The organism is Gammaproteobacteria bacterium, from assembly GCA_016199745.1.
Lineage (GTDB): Bacteria > Pseudomonadota > Gammaproteobacteria > Acidiferrobacterales > Sulfurifustaceae > JACQFZ01.
Genome location: JACQFZ010000056.1, coordinates 137,665 through 160,557, shown reverse-complemented (window position 1 = coordinate 160,557; position 22,893 = coordinate 137,665). Strand labels below are relative to the sequence as shown.

General features: G+C 57.9%; 11 protein-coding genes. 6 read left to right on the top strand and 5 right to left on the bottom strand.

The genetic code is table 11. The features are described from left to right. The first annotated feature begins 49 nt into the window (after positions 1–49). The 4 genes from treZ (at position 50) to HY308_15380 (ending at position 8,351) form a co-directional block, all read left to right on the top strand. Positions 50–1,864 (top strand): malto-oligosyltrehalose trehalohydrolase, encoded by a 1,815-nt coding sequence (gene treZ / locus HY308_15395; protein MBI3899662.1) that lies wholly within the window; start codon positions 50–52, stop codon positions 1,862–1,864. Between the two features lie 103 nt (positions 1,865–1,967). Continuing rightward, entirely contained in the window at positions 1,968–7,067 is a 5,100-nt protein-coding gene (locus HY308_15390; GenBank protein ID MBI3899661.1) for a malto-oligosyltrehalose synthase, read from the top strand. 278 nt (positions 7,068–7,345) lie between these two features. After that, entirely contained in the window at positions 7,346–7,540 is a 195-nt protein-coding gene (locus HY308_15385; protein ID MBI3899660.1) for a hypothetical protein, read from the top strand. A 55-nt stretch (positions 7,541–7,595) separates the two neighbouring features. Next, positions 7,596–8,351 (top strand): hypothetical protein, encoded by a 756-nt coding sequence (locus HY308_15380; GenBank protein MBI3899659.1) that lies wholly within the window; start codon positions 7,596–7,598, stop codon positions 8,349–8,351. Positions 8,352–8,406: 55 nt separating this feature from the next. Here HY308_15380 and HY308_15375 read toward each other — a convergent pair whose 3' ends face one another. Continuing rightward, the gene (locus HY308_15375) at positions 8,407–10,968 is read right to left on the bottom strand and encodes an EAL domain-containing protein (protein ID MBI3899658.1); all 2,562 of its coding nucleotides are present in this window, start codon (positions 10,966–10,968) and stop codon (positions 8,407–8,409) included. 305 nt (positions 10,969–11,273) lie between these two features. Here HY308_15375 and HY308_15370 point away from each other — a divergent pair, with 305 nt between their 5' ends. Then, positions 11,274–12,023 (top strand): thioredoxin fold domain-containing protein, encoded by a 750-nt coding sequence (locus HY308_15370; protein ID MBI3899657.1) that lies wholly within the window; start codon positions 11,274–11,276, stop codon positions 12,021–12,023. After that, positions 12,013–13,185, top strand: a complete 1,173-nt coding sequence (locus tag HY308_15365) for a sensor domain-containing diguanylate cyclase (protein ID MBI3899656.1) — start codon at positions 12,013–12,015, stop codon at positions 13,183–13,185. The genes HY308_15370 and HY308_15365 overlap by 11 nt, the downstream gene beginning before the upstream one ends. A 19-nt stretch (positions 13,186–13,204) precedes the next feature. Here the strand turns inward: HY308_15365 and HY308_15360 are convergent, their stop codons facing one another. From HY308_15360 to HY308_15345, 4 genes are all read right to left on the bottom strand, one after another. Beyond that, on the bottom strand, positions 13,205–16,684 hold the full coding sequence (locus tag HY308_15360; GenBank protein ID MBI3899655.1) for a UvrD-helicase domain-containing protein: 3,480 nt from the start codon (positions 16,682–16,684) through the stop codon (positions 13,205–13,207). A gap of 268 nt (positions 16,685–16,952) precedes the next feature. After that, entirely contained in the window at positions 16,953–19,835 is a 2,883-nt protein-coding gene (locus HY308_15355) for a PD-(D/E)XK nuclease family protein (GenBank protein ID MBI3899654.1), read from the bottom strand. A 76-nt stretch (positions 19,836–19,911) separates the two neighbouring features. Next, positions 19,912–20,235: a ferredoxin family protein gene (locus HY308_15350; GenBank protein ID MBI3899653.1), complete on the bottom strand. Its 324-nt coding sequence runs from the start codon at positions 20,233–20,235 to the stop codon at positions 19,912–19,914. A gap of 959 nt (positions 20,236–21,194) precedes the next feature. Continuing rightward, the gene (locus HY308_15345) at positions 21,195–22,544 is read right to left on the bottom strand and encodes an undecaprenyl-phosphate glucose phosphotransferase (GenBank protein ID MBI3899652.1); all 1,350 of its coding nucleotides are present in this window, start codon (positions 22,542–22,544) and stop codon (positions 21,195–21,197) included. Positions 22,545–22,893 lie beyond the last annotated feature (349 nt).

Here is a 22,893-nt window from a genome sequence, read left to right as displayed (position 1 = left end):
CTAGGAGTTTGATATGGGTAAGGTTTCGTATCGGCAACGGCAGCATGTGATGCCGTTCGGCGCGGAGCTGATCGGCGATGCCGCCGCTCGCTTCAGTCTGTGGGCGCCCAGTGCGCGCGAGGTGGAGTTGTGCGTATGGCACGGCGTTGAAGAAACACGGCGGCCGATGCAGCGCGCCGGCGACGGTTGGTATGCCGTGACCGCGGAAGCGATCGCCGGCGATCGTTATTGTTATCGGATCGACGGCGAGTTGTCGGTGGCCGATCCCGCCTCGCGTTTTCAGCCGGACGATGTTCACGGTCCGAGCGAGCTGATCGATCCGCGTACTTTCGTTTGGCAAGACGACGATTGGCGCGGCCGGCCATGGGAAGAAGCAGTGCTCTATGAATTGCACGTCGGTAGTTTCACCGCTGCCGGGAGTTATGCCGGTGTGCAGACCCGACTGATGCATTTGCGTGACTTAGGGGTGACGGCGATCGAGTTGATGCCGCTCGCCGATTTTCCTGGACGACGCAATTGGGGTTACGACGGCGTATTACCGTTCGCGCCGGATAGTCGTTACGGTCGGCCCGAAGATTTGAAAGCACTGATTCAATCGGCGCATCGTCTCGGCTTGATGGTATTTCTCGATGTGGTTTACAACCACTTCGGCCCCGACGGAAATTATTTACATCGTTACGCCGCGCCGTTTTTCACCGAGCGTCATCACACGCCTTGGGGCGCTGCTATCAATTTCGACGATGCCGGTAGTCGTGTCGTCCGCGACTACTACATTCATAATGCGCTCTATTGGCTCGAGGAGTATCACTTCGACGGTCTACGCTTCGACGCCGTGCACGCCATCGCCGATGACAGTAGCCCCGATATTCTGACGGAGCTCGCGCAAGCCGTCGCGCGCGGACCCGGCGCGCGCCGGCAAATTCATCTCGTATTGGAAAACGACGACAACGCCGCACATTATCTGCAACGCGATGCGTCGCGTCGGCCGCAGTACTACACGGCGCAGTGGAACGACGATATTCATCACGCGTTGCACGTGATCGCGACCGGCGAGTCGGGCGGTTACTACGCCGATTATGCCGATAAGCCGTTGGCGCGACTCGGGCGTTGTTTGACGGAGGGTTTCGCCTATCAAGGTGAGCCGTCGCGCTTTCGTGACGGCAGCCCGCGCGGTGAACCGTCGGCGGATTTACCGCCGGCGGCATTCGTGTCGTTCTTGCAGAATCACGATCAAATCGGTAACCGCGCCTTCGGCGAACGAATCACCGCGTTGTCCACGCTGGAGCGTGTGCGGGCGGTGTCGGCGGTATTTTTGTTGGCCCCGGCAACGCCGATGTTGTTCATGGGGCAAGAGTGGGCAGCGCGCACGCCGTTTCCTTTTTTCTGCGATTTCGGTCCGGAGCTGGCGGCCGCCGTTGCCGAAGGCCGGCGCAAGGAATTTGCGCGCTTTCCGGAATTCAGCGATCCGGCCGCGCGTGCACGTATTCCCGATCCCACCGTCGCGACCACATTCGTCGAAGCGGTGCTGAATTGGGAAGAACTTGGCCGGCCTGAGGCTGTCGATTGGCTGGTATGGCATCGCGATGTGCTGGCGCTGCGTGCACGCGAAATTGTGCCGCGACTTTCGCAGTTGATGGATGCGGGTGCGAGTTTCGAAGTGTTAGGAACTCAGGGATTAACCGTGCAATGGGCCTTAGTCGATGGATCGCGTTTATGTTTGATCGCCAATTTGAGCGGCCGCGTGTTGACAGGTGTCGGCACCCGTAAAGGCCGTATCTTATATAGATATATGCCCGGTGCGGCGGAATCGTCGCCAGACCGGCTGCCACCCTGGTCGGTGATATGGTGGTTAGAAGAAAAGTGAGTCAGGTCGTCTCGTCTTCAGCGGATGACAATTAGATGACTACGTATTGAACTGAAGGACGGCACGTTCCGTCATTACGATTTACGAAACTCGACATAATTGTATGAACGATCCAGGCTTACTCGCACTTTGCCGACTCTGCGGTATTCAGCCGCGGTACTACGACATTTGGGGAAATCGCCACGATACCGAGCCCGACGTCATTCAGGCGTTCGTGGTAGCGATGGGTATCGATCTGACGCGTACATCGGTCGATGCCGCCATTGCCCAGTTGCAAGCAGCGTCGTGGCACCGCCGGTTGGCGCCGGTGCAGGTGGTGCGAACGACCGACAGTGGACCGCAGCGAGCGGCGATCGTGCGCCTGGCGCAAGAAGAAACGACCCAGCGTTTTTTGTACACGTTGACGATCGAGAACGGCGATCAGCAGCGCGGCGAGGTACATCCTACCGATCTCACGGTGGTTGAACGCGCGACGATCGATGATCATGAACGCGTCGCTTATGCATTGCCGATTCCGGAATTACCGCTCGGTTATCATCGATTGGAAATTCAAACGGGTGGGCAATCGGAGACGATGGTGCTCATCGTCGCGCCCGATGCTTGCTACGTGCCGACGGCAGTCGCCGACGGCGGTCGTATCTGGGGTGCGGCGATTCAACTGTATGCATTGCGTTCATCGCGCAACTGGGGCATCGGCGATTTCACCGATTTGGGGGCGGCGGTCGAGAATTTGGCGGGGCAGGGTGCGGCCGTCATCGGTTTGAATCCGTTGCATGCGCTCTATCCGCACAATCCGCAGCACGTGAGTCCGTACAGCCCGTCGAGTCGGTTGTTCGTCAATGTGCTGTATCTCGACGTCGAGGGCATCGCCGAGTTTGCGCAATGTGCGACGGCGCAGCAGATGGTATATGCCGGCGAGTTTCAGCAGCGGTTGCAGCAATTGCGAGCACAAGCTTTTGTCGATTATCCGGCAGTCGCCGCCGTCAAGTTCCCGGTGCTGGAACGGCTCTACCAACATTTTCGCGATCATCACCTCGCACGCAACACCGTACGCGCCCAGGCGTTCCGCAAATTTCAGACGCAGGGCGGCGAGTGGCTATATCGGCACACGCTGTACGAAGCGTTGCAGGAACATTTTTATCGGCAGGATTCGCAGCGCTGGGGTTGGCCGGTATGGCCCGAGGAGTACCGCACGCCGGATGCACCGGCGGTGGCGCGCTTCGCCGAACGCGAGCGCGTGCGTATCGAATATTTTCAATACTTGCAGTGGCAGGCGGATCAGCAACTCGGCAGCATCGGCCGGCGCGCCTATGAACACGACATGGGCGTCGGCTTGTATCAAGATCTAGCGGTCAGCATTGATCGTGGCGGTGCCGAAGCGTGGGCTTGGCAGTCGTTATACGCGCGTCAAATCAGCATCGGCGCACCGCCGGATGAGTTGGCGTTGCTCGGTCAGAATTGGGGATTGCCGCCGTTGGTGCCGCAGCGTTTGCGCGAGGCGGCGTATGCGCCGTTTATTGCCACGCTGCGGGCGAATATGCGCCACGGCGGCGCATTGCGCATCGATCATGTCATGGGTCTCATGCGCTTGTTCTGGGTGCCGGAAGGCAGGACCGCTAAGGACGGCGCCTACGTCGAATATCCGTTCCGCGATATGCTCGGAATTCTCGCGCTCGAAAGCCATCGCAACCGCTGCCTAGTCATCGGCGAAGATTTGGGCACGGTGCCGGATGAGGTGCGCGCGACACTGGCGCCGATGAATGTGTTGTCCTATCGGTTGTTCTACTTCGAGCGCAACGATCAGGGCGATTTCAAACCACCGGCGACGTATCCCGAGCGGGCGTTGGCGACGGTGTCGACGCACGATTTACCGACGTTGGCCGGCTGGTGGAAAGGTCAAGATTTGTTCGAGCGTGAACGGCTGAATTTGTTTCCGTCGGCGGAGAAGCGTGAGCAACAAATCCTACAGCGTGCGCAAGACCGTGCCCGTTTGCTGATCGCGTTACAACGCGAAGGGTTGTTGCCCGAAGGCGCAACGGTCGATCCAGCATCGAGCCCGGAAATGACGCCGCAACTTGCACGAGCCGTGCATGAATATCTGGCACGCAGTCCGTCCAAAGTCGTCATGTTGCAGCTCGAAGATGTGATCGGCGAGCTATGTCAGGCGAATCTGCCGGGCACGGTGGACGAACATCCGAACTGGTGTCGCAAGCTCGCGCTCGATATCGAACCGCTGATTAACGATGCGCCGGCACGCGCATTGTTCGAGGTTCTCCGTCGGAGTCGAGGCCCTGGAGGTGCGGCGCGCCCTACGACGCGCCCCCGTAATTACGGGGGCGCGATTCCAACCGCTACGTATCGGCTGCAGTTTCACAAAGATTTTACGTTTCGCGACGCCGAGCGCTTGGCGCCGTATCTGCAGCGTCTTGGTGTCAGCCACTGTTATGCCTCGCCATACCTGAAGGCGCGCCCGGGCAGTCGTCACGGCTACGACATCGTCGATCACAACGCGCTTAATCCGGAGATCGGCTCGGAAACCGACTACGACGCATTCATCGCCGCACTGCGGACGCATCGGTTAGGGCAGGTGCTCGATATCGTGCCCAATCACATGGGCATCGGCAGCGACAATCAATGGTGGCTCGACGTGCTCGAAAATGGACCGGCGTCGTTGTACGCCGCATTTTTCGACATCGACTGGTATCCGTTGAAGCCTGAGTTGCACGGCAAAGTGTTGTTGCCGGTGTTGGGCGATCACTACGGCGAAGTCATCGAGCGCGGCGAGTTGACGTTGGCGGCGGATTTCGCCAGCGGCGCCTTCGAAGTGCGCTACTACAATCACCGCTTTCCGCTCGATCCCGAAACCTATCCGCTGGTATTGGAGCGAGAGCTCGATCGCTTAGCGACAGCGTTAGCAGTGCCGGATCATCCACGGTTGTTGGAGTATCAGAGTTTGATGGCCGCGTTTCGCCACCTGCCGGGGCGAGAGGAGCACCAGCAGGAACGGTTGTCGGAGCGGCAGCGCGATAAGGAAATGCATAAGAAGCGGCTGGCGGAACTTTGCGCGGCTGAGGCGACGGTCCGCGGGCATATCGAGCGTATCGTCGGCATGTATAACGGCGACTCCGGCCGGCTCGAATGGTTGCACGAATTGCTCGAACAACAGGCGTATCGGTTGGCGTACTGGCGCGTTGCTTCGGACGAGATCAACTATCGGCGGTTCTTCGATATCAATGATCTGGCGGCGTTGCGCATGGAGAATCCGCAGACGTTTTACAGCACGCATCGGTTGATCAGCGACCTGGTGGCACAAGGCAAGGTCAACGGTCTGCGCATCGATCATCCCGACGGGTTGTACGATCCGCTCAATTACTATCAACGATTGCAAAGCTTCGTCACGCAGGCGGCCAAAGCGGCCGGTATCGAAGCGGCGAGTGAAGATGGCCTATACGTTATTGCCGAGAAGATCCTCGCGAGTCACGAGTATCTGCCGGAAGATTGGCCGATCCACGGCACGACCGGTTACGAGTTCGTCAATCTCGTTAACGGCGTGTTCGTGCATCCCGATGCCGAGGAAGAGCTCGATCGAATCTATACGCGCTTCATCGGTCGGGTTGTCGATTTCGATCAGCTACTGGCGGAGAGCAAGCGTCTAATCATGCGCTTGTCGTTGTCGAGCGAGCTCAATGTGTTGGCGTACCACCTCAATCGGCTGTCGGAATCCGATTGGCACGCGCGCGATTTTACGCTCAACGCACTGCGTTACACGTTGCGCGAGGTAGTGGCGTCGTTCCCGGTGTATCGCACCTACATTCGCGGCGACCATGTTTCGCCCGAAGACCGACGCTACATCGAATGGGCCATCAGCCAGGCGAAAAAGCGTAGCGCCGAAGCCGACGTGAGCGTGTTCGATTTCGTTTGGCGGATTTTATTGCTGGAAGGAATGGAGCAAATGCCGGAGTCACACCGGCACGGCGCAATCGATTTCACTCGGCGGTTTCAACAATACACGGCGCCGGTGATGGCAAAGGGGTTGGAAGACACGGCGTTTTACGCGTATCACCGGTTCGTTGCGCTCAATGAGGTCGGCGGTGATCCACGCCGTTTCGGCGTGTCGATGGCCGCGTTTCATCGCGCCAACATCGACCGAGCTCGGCGATATCCGCATTCGATGTTGGCGACCTCGACCCACGATACCAAGCGCAGCGAAGACGTACGCGCGCGCCTCGACGTGATCTCCGAGGTGCCGGGCGAGTGGCGTGCCGCCGTCACGCGTTGGGGCCGTATCAATCGCGGCAAGAAGCGCAAGATCGAAGACGGCGTAGTTCCCGATCGCAACGATGAATATTTGCTGTATCAGACATTGGTCGGTGCTTGGCCGCTGGCAGAGCTGGATGCGGATGGCCTCGATGTTTTTCGCCAGCGCATCGAAGCCTATGCCGTTAAGGCGGTGAAGGAAGCGAAGGTCCATACCAGCTGGATCAATCCGAACCTCGCCTACGAGGAGGCGATGCAACAGTTCGTGCGCGAGCTGCTCGCCGCCGGTCAAAATTTGTTCTTGCAGGATTTTTTACCGTTCGTGCGCCGGTTAGTACCATGCGGTTTGTATAACAGCTTATCGCAGGTGCTGTTCAAGCTAACGGCACCCGGGGTTCCGGATTTTTATCAAGGCAACGAGTTGTGGGATTTCAGTTTGGTCGATCCGGACAATCGCCGGCCGGTCGATTACGTCCGCCGCGATCGACTGTTAGCAGATTTGGAAGAACAACTGCAAGTGGCCGACGCCGCTCGGGTGCGCGCATTGCTCGACACGTTGGCCGACGGTCGCGCCAAACTCTACCTGACTTGGCGAGTGTTGAATTATCGCCGCACGCACGCGTCGTTGTACCGCCAAGGCGAATACGTACCGTTAGCGGTCGATGGGGCACGCGCCGAGCACCTCGGTGTTTTCGTGCGCCGCCAAGCGTCGGAAATGGTGATGACGGTCGCATCGCGCTGGTTGATGGGTCTACAGGCCGATACGATGCCGCCGCTCGGTCAGATCTGGGCAGACACTTGGATCGAAGCACCGGCCGAAGGTGCCTATCTGAACCTGTTGACCGGCGAGATTATCAATAGCGAACGTCGCGGGGCGCAGTATTGGTTACCGGCGGCACTTGTACTCGCAAACTTTCCAGTGGCATTGCTTGAATGGCGTAAATAAACTGTGAGTATTCGCCGTTGCATCTCGCGCAGTTCTGTTGTTTCAGTGATAACGCTTATTGTCACCCTGGGCTAACCCTGATTGCGCCGGGGTAAATTCCCACGCTACGCTCGCTTCGCTGTTAGGCACACAACATTAGTAAGTAAAAGGGCATGTGTCGGTTAGTTTGCCGAGTGCCCACGCGCAGCGTTTGCGGCGCGGATCGCTTCGCGCGCGCCTTTTTCGGCGATGCGTTGGAGATATATCAATGTAGGTAAAACTATGTGGAGGTTTGGTTCATGTGGCGAATCATCAACCTTAAGCGAAAGTGGATCAGCGGTCTGTTGCTGATGCCGCTGCTCGCGTTGTTGACAGCTTGCGGTGGGGGCGGCGGTGGTGGAGGTGATGACGGCGGCGGCGGTGGTGGTGGTGGGTCGGCCGATGCCTGCGTCTGGGATAGCTCGAAGTGGGATAACTGCAAGTGGGGCAGCTAACCCGACGTAAGTTGACTAATAACATTTCAATGACAACGAGGAAGGAGCAGTTGCAATGAAAGCGACGAATAAACGGTTTTCTTTGGGTTGGACGAGTGGCATTGTTCTTGGTATCGCGTCGAGTGCGGTGATCGTTTTTGCCGCTAACGTTAGCGATGACTACAACTACTCTGCCGGTTCGACGATCAGCTCGTCGGATGTTAATACCAAACTCAATCATCTGAAGACAGCAATCAACGATAACAACACGCGTATTACCGCCCTCGAAGGTGGTATCGGTGCTGCGTGTACCGGTAACAACGCCAGCGATGAGATGGTGCGTGTCGGTTCGATCTGCGTCGACAAGCATCCCGCCAGTCTTTGGAGCGCGCCGGGTGATGGTGCGACTGCAGTGACGGCGATTCCAGGGACGTGCACCATCGAAGGCACGGGTTGCGCCGATGTGGTGGCGCAGAGCCGCGCCACGCCGGGATCGGCCGTGAACAATACGCTCACGTACGGCCAAGCAGCGATTGCCTGCGCTAACGCCGGTAAGCGCTTGCTGACGGCGGGTGAATGGATCACCGCGCGTGCCACCGGCAACTTGACCGATATCACCGACGGCCACGCCGAATGGATCGACAACTTGCTGTCGGGCTCGATCAAGAAGAAGGCCAGCGACAATCCGACGGACGACAGCCGTCCGGCCGCGGCCGGCTATATCGGTCAGAAGCTAGCCACGGTTGGTACCGCAGGTGTTGTGCAATTGTTCAATGACATTTCTTACAACGGTACCGGTTTCAGCTGGCTCGGCTTCCGCTGCGCTCGCTAAAGAAACCCCTCGGAGTTGATTTCGCCCGCGGCCGTTCGGCCGCGGGTTTTCTTTGTTAACGGATGTGACAGATCGGCGTTTGCCCGAGACGTTCGGCGATCGCTCGGCATGGCACGGTCACGTCCGGCCGGCCCAAATAATAACCTTGCGCGTAGTCGACACCGTACTCTTTGACGATTTCATAGATGCGTTCGTTTTCAACGAACTCGGCCACGGTCTGTTTGCCGAAAGCATGAACCACGTCGTTGATCGCTCTGAAGATCGCTTGATCGACCGTATTCGATGCCAAATTACGTACAAATCGACCATCGATTTTCACGTAGTCGACCGGCAAATCACGCAAGTAAGCGAACGACGACATGCCCGACCCGAAGTCATCGAGCGCGGTACGGCAACCCATCTCACGCAGGCGCGATAGGAAAGTCTGCGCTGTCGACATGTCGGTAATAGCAACGGTTTCGGTTACCTCGAATGTCAACGCACTGGGATCGAGCTCCGTCTCCCAGAGAATTTGCTGGATCAAATCGCACACCGTTGGATTACTTAGCGTTTGCCCCGATAAGTTGATGGAGTAGCGCAGACCGGGCAGTTGTGCTCGCTGATCCCTGAGCGTTTCAATCGCGTTTTTAATGACCCACTTGTCGATTTCAGTCGACAGCCCAAAGCGGTCGGCCGACGGCAGGAAGCCGGACGGCATGATGAGATTACCCGCTTCGTCGAGTAGCCGGATTAACACTTCGTAGGCATCGGTATCGCCGGTGGCTACGTTTACGATCGGCTGGCACGCGAGCGTGAAATGGTTGTGCTCGATGGCTTCTTTGATGCGACGCGACCAACCCATGTCGAGCGACATGGCGGCGACGCTGTCGGCATCCGACGGCACGAATGCGTGTACTTGATTGCGGCCATTACGTTTCGCCAGATGACAAGCGACATCGGCGTGTGACAACGCTTCTTCGGCGGAAGTGGTGTCGGGGCCGATGGCGGCGACACCGATCGAGCAACCGATATCGACCTGTTCGCCCTCATGCCGAAAGTTATAGTTCGCTAGCTTCTTGCGGAACGATTCGGCGGCCGACAACGCCAGCTCCGGCGTGGTGTCATACAGCAACACGGTAAATTCATCGCCGCCGAAGCGGGCGATGAGATCGCTCTTGCGCGAGCGTTTGTGCAGGATGCCGGCGACTTCGATCAGCAATTGATCGCCGGCGGCGTGGCCGAGGGTGTCGTTCACATATTTGAAGTTGTCGAGATCGACGTACAGCACGGCGCTACTCGAACTCTGTGAGCGGCGGGCACGCTCGACCACTCGTTCCAGCTCCTGCTGAAAATAGGTGCGGTTGTAAAGGCCGGTGAGACCGTCGTGCTCGGCCATATTTTTCAGATGCTCGACCATGGCCTTACGCTCGCTGATGTCAGCGACTAGGCCGGTGTAGAGCTCATTTCCGTCGAGCGCGATACGGCTTATTTTGAGTGCCATGGCGAATGTACTGCCGTCCTTATGACGGCCGGTAACTTCGCCTTCCTGACCGATTAGTTGCTGCATCTTCGTCCTGATGAAGTGCTGCGCGTAGCCCTTCCGCTTTTCGCCGACGTCGGGCAGGATTAACAACTCGATATTCTTACCGACGATCTCATCTTCGTTGTAACCGAATAGTCGTTCGGCGGCTTTGTTGAAGCGCTCGATCAGGCCGCTGCTGTCGAAGGTAATGATGCCTTCGGCGGCATTGTCGAGAATGGTTTCGAGGCGTTTTTGGCGCGAGTGCACCTGATGGCGCATGCGGTCGAACGCTGTTATTAGATCGTTCGTTTCTTCGGTCGAACCGTGTGTGAGCAGTACCGTGGCAACACCATCGGCTTCGGCCTTCAGCGCGCTCGCTACCTGAGCCAATGGCCGGCGGATGTTGATTTCGAAGAAGAGGTAGCCGATGCAGGTGACGATGGTACCGGCGACTACCAGCAGCCAAATCGCCCCCGACAATTCATCGGCTGTTTGCGCCAACACCGACATGTCTTCGACGGAGCGTATTTCGACGCTTGCTTCGAGCGCTTCTAAGCCATCCCATAATTTAATTAACAAAGGTCGAAAGTTGTCGTGTAGTAGCGGCAACACAGTATCGACATTGGGCAGGGCGGTCCGGCCCAGCGACGCGCGCGTCGCCATAAGTCGATCGGCTTCCTCGCTGAGTTGTTGTAAATCGCCGATCAGCTTTTTTAATGTGACATGTGTATTTTCGTTTTGGTCGATCCAGCTGGCAGTTATCAACCGATTGACTTCGAGGCGGGCATTGTTGAGCTGTGTTTCCACCCGAGTACGATCGTTGGCGGCCGGGACCAGGAGAAATTCGTGTAATGCCGATTCCATTTTCCGCAGATCATCGGTAATGGCGCGTAACGACCGGCGGATGGTGTTACGTTCGACGGTGTTGGAATCACTGCGTAAAGAAGTATGTTGTACCCGCACGTCGGCAACCCAAGCGGCACCGATAAGCAGCAGGATAAAGGCTGATGCCGCATAGAGGTAACGGCCTCTGATGCTTCTCCAGCCGATCCAAGCGGCAAATCGATGTATCGGTCGCTCGTGGGTGGCGACGATGCTATTCGGTAGTTGGTCCAAGGTAGTTGTTTTATGGCGTCTGTTCAAAAAATATAGCGTATGAACTTGCCCGCCGCTGGCCAGCCAAGTCGCTGTTCTTTAACGGATCGATTAGCCGGTCGGCATCGAAAACCGCCAGTATCCCGACGACGAGGCGCGACGAATCGATGCGATAAACGTTAGACACGCTGTGGCGATCAGCCGACAGGCGGATGCAACTTCGTGGTGGCGACTAATTCATTGACTTACCTGGTTTTGTTCCGAGGCCGTTAGTATTATTTGTCCCATGGGGCACACGTTGTGCCGCCGCTACTGAGAAACACACCATGCTTCGTTTTTTGTTACTTGCTATATCGTTCTCCTGGTTTTCCTTGGCCGCCGCGGCAACGCCGTCCGACGCCGATTTCGCCGCCATAAAGGAAAAAATCACCAAAGCTATGCCCGGTTTTTCGGTCGATACGATGCGGCCGTCACCCGTTCCCGGTTGGTATGAAGTCGAGGACGGTTTGCAGATCGTTTATGTGAGCGCCGACGGTAAGCATCTTTTGGCCGGCGACCTTTATGACGTAGCTACGCGCACGAATCTAACGGCGGCATGGCGGGAAAAGACGGCGATCCGTTTAATCGACGCGATCGGCGAGAAAAACATGATTGTCATGGGACCGAAGCAGCCGAAGCGCACGATCACGGTGTTTACCGATGTCGATTGCGCTTATTGCCGCAAGCTTCATCTCGATGTGCCGGAACTCAATAAGCACGGCGTCAAAGTCCGTTATCTAGCGTTCCCGCGTTCCGGTCCGAATACGGAGTCGTACTATAAGGCGGTATCGGTTTGGTGCTCAGCGGATCGCGTCAAGGCGGTAGGTATCGCCAAAGCGGGCGGTGAAATCGAACGCAAGACTTGCGCAAACCCAGTCGATAAAGAATACGAGCTCGGTCGGCACCTCGGTATTAGCGGTACGCCGGCGATCTTCTTCGATGATGGCAGGCAATTGGGCGGTTACGCACCGGTACCGCAACTACTCGCGATGCTCGGCCTCGCTCCGGCGCCAGCCGCGAGCAAGAATGGCTCTTGATCGGAAGCCACCGACAAAAAATATTCCCGCGAAAGCGGCGGGCCGGTCGGCACTTTTTGCAAGCGACCGGCTCACGAGCGAGTTGGCGCAACTCAAACAGCAGCTGCGCGATAACGAACGTATTTGGGGTGGGTTCCATCGAATAGAGTTGGCGTTGATCGGCGCGCATTCGTTGCGCGAGCTGGTGTCGGTGATCGTTTCCGAATTACCGCGCACCTTTCCGCGGGTCGATTGTGTCAGCTTGGCGTGTTTCGATCCCGAGTACGAGATGGCGCGGTTGCTCGGCCGCGGTGAAGGCGCTACCGATGGTGTTACCGCCGTCGAGTCGTTCATCAGCATTTCCCAAGAGTCATTGCAGCGTTTGTTCGGCGATTCACGGCGTCCGCGTTTGGACGTCAGTGATCGCGACACGCAGGCGTTGTTGTTCCCCACTTATCCACGACCACTGGGTTCGTTCGCGCTGGCACCGTTAGTATTGCGCGGTCAACTGATCGGCGCGCTCAATCAGGGCAGTATCGATACCGGTCATTTCACGCCCGACGTTGCTACCGACTTACTCGAGCATTTGGCGGCGGTGACGGCTATGTGCATCGACAATGCGGTTCATCATGAGCGCCTGCGGGTTTATAGTTTCGTCGATCCGCTGACAGAGGTCGCTAATCGGCGATTCTTTGAGCGCCGCCTTAACGAAGAGATCGAACGTTGGTTGCGCCGGCGCGAGCCGCTGGTCTACATGTTGGCCGACATCGATCATTTCAAAGCAGTGAATGATCAGTATGGTCACCAAGTCGGTGACCAGGTGCTGCAGCAGGTGGCCGCATTGCTGGGGCGCGATCTACGCGGTGTCGACTTGTTAGCCCGTTACGGCGGTGAAGAATTCATGTTGTTGTTGCCGAATACGACCGTGGAGCAGGGCGCGGCGATTGCCCGGCGGTTATGCCACAGCGTGGCGCATCATCCGTTTGCGATCAGTGGTCAAAGGTCCATCCCCGTTACTGTCAGCATCGGCGTCGCTTGTCTCGATGTGCCGACGAACGATGCGGCGACACCACTGGCGGCTCGGCTATTCGAGCAAGCCGATGGCGCGCTCTACTCGGCCAAGCAATCGGGCCGTAATCGCGTCGCAGTGGCGGCCAGCGAGATGACGTCCGACGCTAAATAGACTTGACCAGACTTTCCAGCTAATCGACGTCCACTTCGAAATAGCGACAACTGGCGGTGAATATCAAAACCGCTAGCAAATTTCGGCCGGGCCAGAGTCGACGTAATCCATGGGCGTAGAGCTTAAGCTGCGGAACATACTGCACCGCCAGCGCGGCAATATCGCCAGTCGCTGGGCGTTGCGTTTTGTAATCGATCAATACCAAATCGCGTTTGCGAATAATCAATCGATCGATCACGCCTGATATATCACGATCATTTGCATGATAAAGAATTGAAACTTCATTGCGCGCTTCTTGAAATTCAGCGATATCGAAGAATGCGCGATGTGATGGTGCGTCGATCACCGCGCATGCTTCTTGCCAACTTGCCTCGAGCCAGTCTCCCGGTAATTTCTCGGAAAATTCACCCCATACATTTTTGCGTATGGCCGCACGATCGAACGGCGGTGTGGTCAGCCGTTCCAGCATGCGATGAATGACGATGCCGCGTTGCTTCGCCTCGGACAGCGCGGCTACGTCTGGTCCGTTATCGTCGTCGTTCGGCGTCGGTTCGGCGACGTGGCTCGGCTGCACGATCGTGGACGAACGTATTTTTAATGCGAATGGATGGGTGAGGGCTGGATCGATCGTCACGACGATCGCTGCGGTCGGCGCCGCTTTGACCGATGTTGCCGGCACTGTTCCCTGCGTCAGCGATCCGTAGATGTTGAAGATCGTGTCGCCGTCGCGTTGCCGTATCGACGTCAGCTGCCAAGTCGTCGAATCGCTCGGCAGCGATTGCAGACGTCGTTCGATAAAGCCATACCAGCCGCGCGTACTGTCTCCGGTTTTACCGCCGCGGCTGCCCGGTTCGCAGCCGGAAACGAACAGCATGTGCCGCGCGCGCGTGACGGCGACGTAGAGCAGATTCGCTTCTTCGCGTAACGCCGCTGCTGCCTGCCGTTCCAGTGCTTGGCACGATAGGCGATCGGCGTTGTCTTTGGCGGCCGTCAACAAAAAGTGCCGCGGCCGTGCATCGTCGATCGGCCATTCGACGAGCGCACGTACGCCGCGTTCGCGCGAGCCGGCGTTGCGGGCGCAGTTGGCCAGAAATACGATCGAGCTTTCCAGGCCCTTGGCGGCGTGAATGGTAAGGATACGTACTTGGTCGCCGGCATCGCTGGTCCCGAACGATTCGCTGTCGTCCGCGGTTAGCGCCGCCAATCGCGACAAGAACTGCGCCACACTGGGAAACCGACCGCTGTCGAGTTCGAGCGCTAATTCCAGCAGCCGTACCAGATTGGCATTCGTGCGTTGCCGCAGATGTGGCGGTGCGGTGTGGTGATAACGCTCGGGCAGATTGGTTTCGTAATAGATACGATCGAGTAAGTCGTGCACCGGAATGCGATCGACTCGTTGGCGCCACTGTGGCAGCAGGCGCGCTGCTCGTGCTAACGGGGCACTGGCGTCTTCTAGGTTACCGGCCGATTCAAGCAGCCGATCGTACCAAGATCGGTCGGGATCGAGCTCCGCTAGCGCCATGAGATCGTCATTGCTGGCGCCGAAAATCGGCGAACGCAACACGGTAGCGAGAGCAAGATTGTCGAATGGCGTAATGAGTAGCGTCAGCAATTGCACGATATCGCGTACTTCCAAGCCATCGAGAAACGTTCCGCGACCGGCACCAACATACGGAATATGAGCGTCACGTAGCGCCGTTTCGTAGGCACGCACATGGGTGCGATCGCGTAGTAGCACGATGATATCGCCGTAACCGATGGCGCGTGCTTTGCCCCTATCGGGAATCGTTTGGCCGATTAGCGATTGAATTCGAGTAGCGATGATTTTGCCTTCGTGCTGATGCCGCTGATCTTCCTCCAGCACGCGCGGTTGTTGCAGGGGATTGCGAAACGGCGCGGCGTCGACCACCGCTTCGGCAGCGCGTGCAATCAGCGGCAACACTTCGACGTGTCCCCATTGATCGAGATGATGCGTTTCGTGCGACCGGAAATCTTTGAGCACAAAGCCATCTACCGATGGCTCGTTGAACATTAGGTTGACGAACTCGATAATCGCCGGTGACGAGCGCCACGAGATGTGTTGCTCAAAAACCTGCGCCGACGTGTGCTCGCGCAACCAGTCGCGGGCCACCCCCAAGAGCTCCGGGTCGGCGCGGCGGAAGCGATAAATCGATTGTTTCTCGTCGCCAACCAGAAAAATGCTGCGTTGGCGCTCGCTCGAGCCGGCGGCCATCTCCTGCAGTAACGGCAACAGCAGGCGCCATTGTGTCGGATTGGTGTCTTGAAATTCATCGACCAGCAAGTGATCGATGCGCTGATCGAGCTTGTACTGCACCCACTCGGCGTGGCGGCTGCGGCTGATCATGCGATAGGTTAGCCATTCGAGATCGGCGAAATCGAGTAAATCCTGCTCGTGCTTGAGTTGTTGATAGTGCTGCAACAGACGCTCGCCGAGTCGATACCAGGCGATGCTGCGGCTCAACGTTTTGTGCCGACATTGCTGGTCGGCGGTTGCCTGAATCTGATCGAGAATCTGTCCATGTTGTTCGAGCAGTATCTGGATCGTGGCCGCGCCCAGCGTTTGGGTTAGTGCCTTGGTCGGTGCGAATATCCGCGGTTCGCCGTCGACCTTCAAAAAGGCGCGGCGAAGCAGCTGATAGAACGTTAGCGGTTCGAGATCCGGCGCAAGCGCCTGCTGCAGGCAGTCCAAGTTCGCTTGATGCCGGCCGGCGGGCTGGCCATTGAAGCCGCGAAGGTATGCGGCAACTTGCTCGCGAAATCGTCGATCGGCAGCGAGCTGTTGGATAGGATCGCGTTCCGGGTCTATTCCCAATTCTTGCTGCAATGTGCGGGTGGCGAAGGCAACCGGATCACTTTGGTCTTCGGTAAAAGCCCACCAGTCGCTACGATGCACCAGAAAATCGGTCAACGCCCGGCGCGTGTTGTTGAGCCCGTTGCACTCTTCCAGCAATTCGTCGATGGCGCGGTCAAGGACACCGCCGCGCTCAGCGACGTCTGCCTCTAGCGCGCGCCACGCCGCGGTTTCGATGTCGGCGGTTTGCTCGATTAGCTCGAAGCCGGGGGCAACGCCGGCCTCCAACGGAAAGCGGCTCAGGAGTTCCTGGCAGAATGCGTGGAATGTAGTGGCGCGCAACTCGTGCGGTGCGATCAGCAGCTCTTCGTAGAGTCGACGAGCACGTGCTAGATCGGCGGGTGCACTGCTGGCGCCCAGTGCCTGTAGCCGTCGGGCAAGGTCGGCGTCGTTTGCTTCGCACATGGCCAACAGCTGTTGGCGTAGGCGTAACTGTATTTCGGCGGCCGCTTTACGGGTAAAAGTGATCGCCAGGATCGAGCCGGGGCGGGCGCCGTTCAGCAATAACCGGACCATGCGGCCGACCAGCAGCCAGGTTTTGCCGGTGCCGGCGGCGGCGTGAATCACGGCATTTTGATTGGGGTCGGTAGCCGATCGGCTGTCCGGCGGCGATTTTTCTTGCATCATCTGAAGAATCGATTATTCGGCTAACTGCCTGTAAGCAAACTTAAAAGTTTGGCGATTCGCTCGCCATAATGGCAAGTTTGGGAAGTCTGTCTTGCTTTTCCACCGGCGCGCCATATAGTTTTTCTATGGCAAGGGAAGCCAACACGGAAGTGATTTGGCAGCCAAGGCTGGGTGCGGCAGGGACGTTAGGCCCCAGGCAGGGATGTCGGCTCAAGGGTCAGTGATCGCAAAGGCGGCTGGAAGGCCGCCTTCTTCTTTGCCGGTCATTTTATTTCCCATCGACATTCCACATCTCCTTTCGACACAGGCCCTCGAACCGACAATACTCGCAGACGCGACTATCGCCCCACGCCGGCAGCGGTGCCCCTTGCTGCAATGCCGTTAGCAATTCCCGCAAGCGCGATTCGCACTGGGCGGCGAGCGCGGCAATGCTTTCACCTTCAAGACTGAGCTTGGTGTTTATCTCGTCGGATCCGAGACCTACATAACTTATTTCCGTTACCACTTGAGCAGATAACAGTGCATAGAACGGCAGCTGCGTGTGCTCGCCGCTGGCAACCGCATCGGCGTCGGGCAGCGAACCGGTTTTGTAATCGAGAATTGCCAGGCCCTGCGGCCCGCGGTCCAAGCGATCGGCACGTCCGCGCAACGTAATCGTTCGATCGCCTATTGTGAGCGGCCGCTCGAGTAATTGTTCGCTGGCTTCGACACGCCAATGGCGGTCGCGCTCTTCCTGCCACGCCAGATATACCGGAATAAAAGTATCCCACCGGTGTTGCCAGCCGCGTGCGCTCAATCGGCGGTCGGTGTCATAAGCCAGCACCACGCGCGCGATGTCGCGCAGCAGCGTACCGGCCTGTGTGCAATTACCAGCGTCGATCGGGCCGCGCCATGGGCCCGGTAAGCCCGGCGCGCCGGTATGAAACGCCTGTAACATGCGGTGCACGCGCATACCGTACTCGGATTTTTCGATGTCTTCGCTGACCGCCTCGAGCGAACGTAGGCCAAGGACGTCGGCCGCGAAAAATTGATACGGACAATCGAGTAGGCGCTGATGCGCGCTGGCGGTAATGACGGCCGGCAGGCGTGTACGCGCAAGCGACGGTGCCGGTGCCTCGGCCGGTGCGGCTAGCGGCGCATCGCGGACATATAAGCGGGTCGTGGGCGCAGCGAGCAAGGCGGCGAGCTCGTCATCGTCCAGCGATACACCGTAAGCCAAGCGCTGAAACGCGAGCAGCCGCTCAACCCATGGACTCGGCATCAATGCTTCGCCGCGTTCTTCTCGACGCCGCGTCAAAAGCACGCGTGGCGCTGCTTCCAGCAATCGACGGAAATCATATAACGGTGCGTGTTGTTGATCCGGTCGCGTCGGTAAACCCAGTTGCCGTCGTACGCCGTCGTTAAAGAACGGCGACAGCGGCGGTGTGCCGGGTAGGTGCTGGCGATTGCAACCGGCAATCACCAGCGCTTGAAATTGCCGGCAACGGCTTTCGCCGACGCCGAGCAGTTCGACGCCATCGTCCGGTAGCGGCGGCCGAAACCGCCGACGCTCGAGCTCGCGTTGTAACCAGCGTTGAAACTCGGCCCACGTCAGTCGCGGACCTTGGCCGACGCCGGCGCGCGGATTTTGTTGGAGCACGGCCAGCACTTGGGTGCCGGCGTCGTCGAGCTCGAGTTTCTGTTTCAAGCCGAGTGTTTCGATGCTGGTGCGTAACGCCGTGAGGTATTTGAACGGCGAGTACGCCTGATGGCGACGGGCGAAGGCAAGCGGCGCGGCGGCGTCGGCAAGGCGGTCGAATAATTGCAGTAGAGCGGGTGTCGTGTCGGTAGGCTTTTTTTGCGCCAGTTGACGATAACGACCAAGGCCGGCGTTGACGTTATGCGTGCGAATGATGTCGCGCTCAAGGCAGGCGATCAGCTGATCGAGCGCCGGACGTTCGAAGCCAAGGGTAACGAACGGTGATTTGAGCAGATCCAGTAACGGGCCATAGGCGAAATCCTGATCGATACATTGGATCCAGCGTATGAGCGCGGTGGCGACGCTGGTGGTCGAGAGCGCCCAGCCAGCGGTATCGCGTAATGCCAAATTGGCGCGCTCGAGCAATGCGCGCACGCGTCGCGCGAGCTTACGATCGTGCGTAACGAAACCGACGTCGCTGATTCCCTGCGCGTGCCAGCGGCGAATCGCCAATTCGACGGCGCGCGCCTCTTGCTCGAAGTCGCCGGCCTCGAAGTAGCCGAGCCGACCCAGTGCCGGACTTTGGGGATGTTCCGCGGCAAAGTTTTGCGCGCGGGCGGCTAAGTCGGTTTGATTCAAATAAATTTGGTCGAGAAATCGGCAATAGTCGCTGCTTTCAGACGATGCCGCCGGCAATGACAATTCAAGGCGAGTTAGGCAGCGAAGGAGGGCAATATCCGGTTGATAGTCGTCGCTCCGACAGGCGCCATGGAGCACCAACGTCAACCGCCGTTGCTTGAGCAGCGCCCGCAACCACTGCGCCTCGGTTTCGGCGAGCTCGGCCACCCCTACCATATATATATGATGCGGCGCTTCCCCCGGCGGGTTGGCAAAAGCAGCAAGTCGTTGTAGGCCGCGATCTAGCCAACGGTTTGCCAGCAGATGTTCGTTCCAAGCGTTCCAGAGGGTATGGACCAGTTCTGCCTCGGCACGCAAAGGCGCCGGGTGTTCGTCGCCGATTCCATAACCGGAAGCGAGCAGCGTTATCAACTCTTCCGCATTCATCGGCGGCAGACGGCGATGGGCGTTCAATTCATCGAACAATGCTAATAACGCGTCGACTAACGGCCAGGTACCGAAGCGGGCACGCAGATCGGTATAAGGCTCGAGTGCTTCGAGCAGTAATAACTCGCGCTCGGTGTCGTCGATGCGGGTGTAATCGCCGGTCGTCTGTTGTGTGAGCCAGGTGTCGACCGTGCCGCACCACGGCGCGAGCAGGCCGTCATAGCCGTAGCGCTGTGCGGCAGCGAGCAGCAAACGCCGGAAGCGGGCGATCGAATGGGCGCTCGGAAACAGCGCCACATGTCGGCTTAAATCAGGAAGCTCCGCCCGATGCTGGTCGAGCATCAAGACGGCGAGGGTTTCTAGCGGATCGGATCCGTAAGGGGTGAGGTAAAGACTGGGCGGATGCACTTAGCGTGCATCCGCACCGCCGAACGCCCGCGCGCGGCGGCGCGGGACTTGGACGCTGGATAAAGCGAGCGTCGGCTCAGCGTTCAAGGTGCTTGAGCTTGTCCGGCTTGGTATCCCACTCAGCAGCATCCGCCGGCGGATCTTTTTGCTCGGTGATGACCGGCCAGTTCTTGGCCAGTTCGGCGTTCAATTTAATGAACTGCTTCTGGTCTTCGGGTACGTCGTCTTCGGCAAAGATCGCGTTAGCCGGGCATTCGGGCACACACAACGTGCAATCGATGCACTCATCCGGATCGATTACCAGAAAATTCGGCCCTTCGTGAAAGCAATCGACGGGGCAGACTTCGACGCAATCGGTGTATTTGCACTTAATACAGTTTTCGGTGACCACGTAGGTCATCGTCGAGCTCCGAGATCAGATATAAGAGGGCGGAATGATACACGGACCGATGCAAAAAGTGGAAATGGCGGCGCGTGATCCAAAGATCTATTTTCTTGCCCTTGCAGTGAAGGGGTTTGGTTTGAATCGCCCCGTTGGGGCGATGCGGGTCGAAGTAATAAATGTAATTGCGGGATGCTCCGTCCCGCACCCAGGGATATTTTTTTTTGCTTGTGGTCGCTCCTGCGCATCCTGCGCTCACGACATTCGTACATCCCTGTACAGCATCCGAAAAGTATCCAAAAGAAAGTACCCCCCAGTGGCGCCAACATGCCACTACGCTTCTCGGGTTTAGGCCAGCGCTCTCGCACACGCCATCCCTGACGGTTCCCCATCGGGCCTATGCCAAAACCCTGCGAGGTTCGGGCATGCGCCACCGGGGGATTAACCGCAACCACAACCGCAACTGCAACTACAACCGCCCCACCCTAACCCTCCCCCGCTGCGCAGGGGAGGGGATGAAAAGCAAACGCAAAAACGACTAGGCCGTTAGTTGCATTCCACCCGCTGCCACCGATCCATTCCCCCCCCGCCCTAGCGGGTGAGGGTTAGGGTGGGGGGTGAGTTGAATGGGTAGTTGCTGTTAATCCCCGTGTGGCGCATTCCGAGCATCGGAGCTTTTGGTCTCGAGCGCGCAGGAGGCGCGCATCTGGCTCAGCCCAGGGAGGGGCTGTGCCAGACATAGTTAGTCGCCAAAAGTGAGAAGCACAGGAAGTCGTTGCGCCACCCCGGGGGGTGCTTTCTTTTGGTTCCTTTTCGGGTGCTGTACAGGGACGTACGAATGTCGCGAGCGCAGGATGCGCAGGAGCGACCACCAGCAAAGAAAAGTCACCCTGGGCGGCGGGGCGGAGCACCCCGCTGATTACATTTTATTACCTCGACCCACATCGCCCTCGTAAGAGGGCGATTCATATTCACAACTAATACGCATTCGGATCATTGAACGCCCGAAACGCCGTTAAGAAGAGAATCTTCACATCCAACCACAACGACCAGTTATGAATGTACGCGAGATCATACTCCACACGCTTCTGCATTTTGTCTAGCGAATCGGTCTCACCACGCCAGCCGTTCACCTGCGCCCAGCCGGTGATGCCCGGCTTCACTTTGTGACGCAACATATAGCGATCGATCAGCTTGCGATACTGCTCATTGTGCATGACCGCGTGCGGACGCGGTCCGACCAGCGACATCGTGCCTTGCAACACGTTGATCAATTGCGGCAACTCGTCGAGCGACGTACGCCGTAAGAACGCGCCAAAGGGCGTAACGCGGGCGTCGTTCTTCTTAGCTTGTACGATATTGTCTTCGTTGTTTTCGCACACCGTCATGGAACGAAACTTCCAGACCTCAATCCGGTTGCCGCGCAGACCGTAACGATGTTGCTTGAAAAAAATAGGACCGGGCGACGATAGCTTGACGCCGATCGCAATCGCGACGAGCGGGACCGTGACCAGGACGAGAATAATGCTGGCGAGCAGGATATCTTCCACGCGCTTGGTCAATCCGTCGACGCCGTAGAACGGAGTGTCGGAAATGCTAACGGTCGGTATATCGCCAAGCGTTCCCCAGCTCGAATGCAGCAGGTCAAAAATGAAAAAGTCCGGTATTAGATGAACGGAGACGGTTGTATCGGACAGCCTGGCCAGTAACGTTTTAATGCGCTTTTCGGCGCTCATCGGCAGCGTGATATACACACTATCGACTTTGCCGTCGCGCGCGTGTCGAACGAGCGCATCGAGATTGCCGACGACTTCGAGCGGCTCACGCACCAGCGGTCGCGTGCCGGCTGGGCGGCGGTCGTCATAGAAGCCGACCGGTCGCATGCCCATCCACGGGCTATCGAGCAATGTGCGTGCGAGATAGGCGCCGAGATCGCGTGCACCGATGATAGCAACGTTACGTGAATTAAAACCGCGCTGGCGTAGCTCACCGAGAATAATGCGCATCCAACCACGCCAAATAATCAGGATCAGCGGCGTGATTGCAAACCATGTTAGGAATGCTCGACGTGAAAACTCATGTGACGTCTTCAGCGAATAAGCAAGCAACAACAGCGTCATTACCACCGCGGTCCAGCCGACGATTAAGCGGCCGAATTCGCGTTGCAGCGTTAGTCCGCGCGAGGAGTGATACAGGTCGGAGAAGTGGCCGAAGAAGATAAAGAGACCGACCGCCCAAAGGATCGCCGTACCGTAATCGTTGCGCCATTCCAAGCCGTATGACCAGACGACCACCCAAAGTGCTGAAGCGATGAACAGGGCGTCCATTAATTGTGAAAAGGCCGCCAGCTTCCCCTGTCCCACTCGGATCAGCTTATCGATACCCATGACGAATGCCTTTTGTGTTTTGCGATCGTGGTAAATTTTTTTCATCGCGCAAGGCGATGCGGGAAGCATTGTAGCTTCTCCCGTGCGGAAATTTTCCTGACATATGTAGTGGTTTCATAACCACACTGTCTGCAGATGACATCGATGTTCGACTTCGTTGATACTTCGTTGGCCAATCGCAACACGGATGCCAAATTTACAACGATGACATTGAGATAATGATGACTATGCCTACATACTTCATTCGCCGACTTCTAGGCGTGGCGCTTGCTGTAGTAATGGCAGCGTC